The organism is Microcoleus sp. A003_D6 (assembly GCF_036702825.1).
Lineage (GTDB): Bacteria > Cyanobacteriota > Cyanobacteriia > Cyanobacteriales > Microcoleaceae > Microcoleus.
Genome location: NZ_JAUBWA010000220.1, coordinates 1 through 6,078, shown reverse-complemented (window position 1 = coordinate 6,078; position 6,078 = coordinate 1). Strand labels below are relative to the sequence as shown.

General features: G+C 49.1%; 3 protein-coding genes. All 3 read right to left on the bottom strand.

Annotated elements, in window-relative coordinates; genetic code table 11:
* Window positions 1-66: 66 nt before the first annotated feature.
* The 3 genes from QUB70_RS31310 to QUB70_RS31300 all read right to left on the bottom strand — a co-directional run bounded on the left by QUB70_RS31310 (window position 67) and on the right by QUB70_RS31300 (window position 5,889).
* A complete protein-coding gene (locus QUB70_RS31310; protein WP_332985657.1) occupies window positions 67-372 on the bottom strand; it encodes an ADP-ribosylglycohydrolase family protein in 306 nt (101 codons plus the stop codon).
* A gap of 81 nt (window positions 373-453) precedes the next feature.
* A complete protein-coding gene (locus QUB70_RS31305; RefSeq protein ID WP_332985656.1) occupies window positions 454-1,164 on the bottom strand; it encodes a sugar transferase in 711 nt (236 codons plus the stop codon).
* A gap of 285 nt (window positions 1,165-1,449) precedes the next feature.
* Complete coding sequence (locus QUB70_RS31300) at window positions 1,450-5,889, bottom strand: hypothetical protein (protein WP_332985655.1); 4,440 nt, start codon at window positions 5,887-5,889, stop codon at window positions 1,450-1,452.
* Window positions 5,890-6,078 lie beyond the last annotated feature (189 nt).

Below are 6,078 nucleotides of genomic sequence, written 5' to 3'. Positions count from 1 at the left end.
TAAGTTTCCCACGATCCAGATCAATGTCAATACTACCCTTGACAATTTCCCTTTTTCCTTAACTTGTCACCAATGGTCTTGAACTTGTAGCAAAAAATTGTACATTTTGCCAGCATAACCTACTCGCCGATCGCGGTGAAAAGCTGCAACAAATTTGCTGGCTAAAAGTTCCGGCGTCCAAGGTTCTCGGCTGACGATCGCTTCAGCTATCGCTAAACTCATCTGCGTATCGTCTGTGTAACATCCAGGCTGGATGTCGTGATGGGGATGCTTGATGTAGCCGTTGAGATTGTTGTACAATTCGATCGTCTGCCGATCGACAAATTCAAAACCCGCACCGTAAGCGTCACCAATCGCTAATTCTATTAACATATATTTAATCCGGTTTCCAAATATTTCATTCCCTCTTTTTCCCTAAAATAATAAAAAAACAACCCAAAACAACTTACCTATCTAACACGCACCGTTTTTACTCAAAACAACCCAAATTGTTTTGCAAATCAGACTGATGTCGTAGAAAACAGACCACTTGCACTGATAGTCTAGATCCATCCGCACAATATCGTCAAAGTCTTTAACTCCAGACCGTCCGTTGACTTGCCACTCCCCAGTCAGGCCGGGTTTGACATTTAAACGCTGCCAGTGAAAATCGTCATAGCCAGCAACCTCATCGGGAGTTGGCGGTCTAGTTCCCACCAAACTCATGTCGCCGACTAACACGTTCCAGAATTGAGGCAACTCGTCCAAACTCGTGCACCGCAAGAAGCGGCCGACGCGGGTAATTCGCGGGTCTTTTTCATTCTTAAAAATGTGACCCTTAGCTTGGTTGGTAACTAGGTGTTTGAGCTTTTCTGCACCTACAACCATCGATCGAAATTTCCACATTCTGAAATGCTGGCCTTTCAAGCCGCAGCGGACTTGACTGTACAGCAGCGGGCCCGGATTGTCCAACAGCATCGCCACTGCCACCGGCACTGCCACCGCAGCAGCAATTGCCAGTCCCAGCAGCGATCCCAAAATATCGATCGACCGCTTTACCTTGCTCGTTACGGATCGGTGAACCTGCTGTTTGGATACACCAACTTTGTAAGTAGGTTTCGGAATAAATAAGGAAAGCATTTCGGATAATACTGATAATTTAGAGACACCCATCGCAAATTTCATTTGATTTATCTCAAGTTTAACGAGATATCACGTCTATATTATGAGACTCCCCAAATCGGGAGAACCTGAAATGCTGGGCTTTGCACAATCTTTAAAAAGCTACAACACTTTTATAAAGTTTATGTGTATTTACCCTAAAAAGGTATAAATTTTATTGAGAATTTTAAGTAAATCCACATAAAAAAGTTAGTCTTTGCCGGAAAAAACCCGGTTTCTACTAGGAATCTTCTAGGAATTTTCGAGGAAGACAGGGGGGATTCCACTGAGAAACCGGGTTTTTAGCCTTTAGCGATAACTATCGCAAACATCCCAAGCAATTGTTAGCGGCTCTAGCAATTTTTGCTGGCTGCTAGAAGCGAGTTTGCCTAAATATTCGCGAACAACAGAGGCGTGTTCGAGATTCAAGCGATAACCCCGCGAGACATCTTCAAAGAAAAGCGGCTCGGCCAAAATTGCTTGCCAATCGGGATTTTGCCTCGACTCCTCGGCCAGCAGCATGAAATCTTCCTCCGCAGGTACAAGTCCCGCCGGCAAATTTCCTTCCAAAATCCGCAGAATCCGGGACTCGCAGGTGCGGGTATTCACGCCTTGGCCCTCCAACAACTGCAAAATTTCCTGAAAGCTGAGAGTTTCCCCGCCCAAAACCTGCATTAATTCCCACAGCAGAAAAAAGTCGCTGTACTGCTGCTGCGACACATCCAAAATTTGAGGATAGAGAGCCAAACTCGCCAACCCGCAGGCAACTCGACCAATTTTTTCAGGAAAATTTGTATTTTGAGATACAGAATTTAATGGAGAATTGTGAATTCCCGACATATCTCGATCGACCTCCAATTCCTGGTCTTGAACCACGATCGCATTCGGCAGCTTCTGTCGCAACCAGCGGGCGATCGCAGGCCAAGCACCCATACCCCCCGCACAAATCGCCTGATTAATCCCCGCCGGCGACATTCCCGCGCGGCTGAGCAAAGCATTCAATTCGCGATTCAACTGCTGCACAAAAGGCACTAAAATCAGACTTTCCAAATCTTTGCGCTTCACATCCCAATGCTGCTGGCCAATATCCAAAACAAAACTTTCTTGATGTTGCAAAATAACCTTCAAATGCCTTGCCGCCTCCAACAATTGCAGCCCAAAATCAGAACCTTGCAACCGCTGCTGCAATTGATAGCGACTAGGCAAATCTGGATGCCCCGGACGCGGCAAATCGACCGACATTCCCCAAGTTTCATTTTTCGCCAACAACTGACAGATAATATCCTGATCGAAAGCATTGCCAGCCGCATCAAAACTTTGGCAAATAAAATCAGCACGAGTTAAATCTTGAAGATTGGACGGCAACTCAACTAAAGCTAATTCCACCGTCGCCGCTCCCGCATTCAAAATCAAAGTTCCCCCGCTAAAAGACGAAGCATTTACAGTCAGCGGCGCAGCTTCTTCGCGTAGGGAATCGCCCTTAATAGAATCGATCGCCGAAGACTGCACTCCTCTGGAATTTTTGACAGGAGTTACAGCAGCAAGCAAAGTGGCGATCGCATCTTCCACCACAAAAATTTGCGAACCCGAAGCCACCAGAGAAGCGCCCAAAACAGCCTCCCGCAGGTTAAACCGATAAGCATCCGACCAGCCGGCCGGAGTCCCCAAAATTACACCCTGCAAGTCTAAAAGCGCCGCATCGAGAGTTTCCGCTGTCAGTCCCGAAGCCCTACAGATTAAATTAGAAACTGGCAACCCTCCAAAATTCGCCCTCGGCATTGCAGAATCTAAAATTTCCTCCGATCCGCCAAATTTTTCCCCCTGCTTCCTCGGATTCAAAGTAGCCAGCAGCGCCCGCACAGCTTGCAGCGGCAAGGCGATCGAAACAGCTTGATTTGGCGACCACTGCAACACCGGTTCGTACATCCCGGCAGCCTCCCGCTGATAAGGAATGCCCACCTTTAAAGGCAATTTAAAATTTTGCAGTAAAAATTCTCCCGCAGGCAAAGCCAACTGCCGGAATCCAACCGACTTGACTGTCACTTGCGGCCCGGAGCCTCCTGGGGCTGTTTCCGCAAACACCGCAGCCGAGGGAATCCGAAAGCTCGCGCCCGCAGCCCCAGCCTCAGCCTGCGGTGCTTCCCAGTAAATCGGGTGCAACTGGCCGCTGGTGCGATCGAGCAAAGCCGCCGATAGCCCGCTGGAAGCGAAATCAATACCCAAATACCAGCGAGAATTCGGGCGTTCCCGGGATGGGGCGATCGCACCTGCAACAGAAGGAGGCGCCGACTCTTGGTGCTGTGCGGCAAACTCGCTAAACTCGGTTTTCCCCTCAACAACTTTTGCTTTACTCTCTGTCGAAATTAGGTTTTTTTTTTGACTTTCTGGAGGACTCGATCGCAGTTCGTTAGTTTCGGCAGTTTCTGGAGGGGGAGAATCAGTCAAAGGTCGATCGGTCTCGGTCAAACTAGCCAAAATGTCGTCTAGCGTCAACTTCGACTCATCTTCCTCAGCAAACAAATCATCATCAAGTTCGTCTTCCGAAACAAAAAGTTCATCCTCAGATGAGAGTTCCAACACATCTGAGAACAAATCCTCCAGCGTGCCAAATTCTTCCTCTGCGGCAATAGCAAAGGGATTTTTGGCACGGCCAGAGGGGGAACTCGCCGATAAATCCAAGCTGTTAGCCGCTGAGGAATTCGATCGCCGAGAGCTAGTATTGTCCAATCCCTCCAGATTGTAGAGGTCTGTCTCCAACTGTTGCAGAGTATTGTTGTCCAAATTTAGAGCTCGATCGAGGTCATCTTCTAATGCCTCGACCGGCAGCAAATCCTCGTCGGGCGAGGCTTGGATGTAGGAATCATCGAGCCGCTGCGACGAGGTGCCGAATGCGGCAGTTTGAACGCCACCGGCACTCGGCACACCGGGCGCGGCACTGGGGCGGTTCTGGCTCATTTCTGCCGGCACGCTCAAGGTCGGCGGAGGTAAAGGTTCCGATCGATCGACAGCAGGAGTGTCGAAATGCTCGCCTCGGTTTTGAGCCGTTTCTAGATTTTCTCGATCGCCCGGGTCAAGTTGCGGCTCTAACGAACTTATGGCTGGCGGTTCTGAAACCTGAGATACTGTTGGCTCTAACGAACTTATGGCTGGCGGTTCTGAAACCTGGGATACTGTTGGCTCTAACGAACTTATGGCTGGCGGTTGTGAAACTTGAGGTATTGTAACTTGCGGTTCAAATAAATTTTCAGTATCTAAAGTTAGATCCTCAACAGAATTCCCGATTGCGAAGTTTGAATCTTCACCTCCTAAAATATCTTCCAGCGATTCGCCTTCATCAAGCAGATTTACAAACAAATCTTCTGCATTATTTAGGGGTTCTGCACTTTCATAATCGGTTGCATTTTGAGCTTGTACCGATTCAATCTCGATCGCATTTTCTGTATTTTCGATGGAGAAATTTTCGAGTTCTAGTGCTATTTCGGCGACTGCTTCTCCCGCGAACAAACTTGCGTACAAATCCTCAGCATCTTCGCCACTTTCTGCTAACATATCTTCCGATTCAGCACCGGGCAACCGAGTTACTGAGCGAGGTATTTCGGGTGCATAACCGAACAAATTATTTTCCAAATCCGGGAGCGAGATTGGGACTTCAAACCGATCGCGCCTCAACTGTCCGAATTGCGAAGAAATTTCTGTACCGGCGTAGGGCAATATGTCTTGTTCGGGGAATTCGCCGGTGCGATTTTCACTCTGGGCGGCTGAGTGCTCGATCGCAGTATTTGAGAGGGCTGGAGCGGCTGGAGATCGATCGACTGCGGTTGGGGAGACCGTTTCAAGATTTGCATCGGCGATCGGCTGCTGCACGTAAGAAGACGCTTCTCGCCCCAACTGTGCGGCCAAGTGGTTGACCAAAGCCGCGAACATCGCCTCGCTCTGCTGGCTCAAACCGTACATATTTTCGAGTTCTTGTCCCAAGGAAGCTTGATAGCTTTGCAGATTTGCCTGCAAAGCCTCGAACACGATACCCATCCTAGAATCGAGACTCATCAGCAGACTGTCAGCACGAGATTGCAAGAGTTGCATTTGCTCCAACCTCCTCGCCGGCGTCAGCAGCGGTAGTTCTTCTGAGGTTTGTGGGTTAAGTGTTACGTCAACAGCCGATCGAGATTGTGCGCCGGCCAAAGAGTTAGGTGTCAAGCCCAGGGGCAACAACTGATTTTCTATGGAACCTAGAATTTGGGAGAAATCGCGCTCCAAGGTTTCTTCCAAGCGGGCAGTGAGTACCTGCAAGAATTCAGAAATGATTTGCTGTTGGTTTGCTTGTTGCTGAGCTAGGGATTGTTGCTGCTGCCGTTTTGCTTCTAGCTGTTTGATTTCTTGAATTAAAGCTTGCTGCTCTTGTCGCAGAGCTTCTATGTCTTCTTGGAGCGGCCCCGTCAAGCTTGAACGCAGGTGGCTGAGTTCTCCGGTTACGGCAAGCATGATTTGCTCTGCTGCTGAGGGGCGAGGGGCGGGCATCGGCAGTTTGGGAACTGGAACTGGTTCCGGGCGGACATTTGGGGTGGGGGGCCCCTTGCTGGCCGCTACCTTTGAGTCTGGGGAAACCAGATAAGCGCGAACTCGCTCTAACAATTGGCGCTGGTGGACAGTATCGATCGAACCCGTCCAAGGCAAGCGGGGTGCGGGCTTGCTGAGTACCTCGTCAATCTCAGCAATCAGTGCTTGAATTTTGTACTTCTGAGAATTCAAGGGCGTAACCTCTGCGAATGCGGCTTGGGAGAAACTTTACCGAAAAAAGACTGAATTGATATCCTCCCCACTGATGAATCAGGGGGATTCCAATCTACCCAAACAAAGAAATTTGGTAGAAGTTCACGGGGTTAGCGTGGCAGAAGAGAAGGAGGAATCCGACCAGAACGGGCATTCAAGACAGATTCA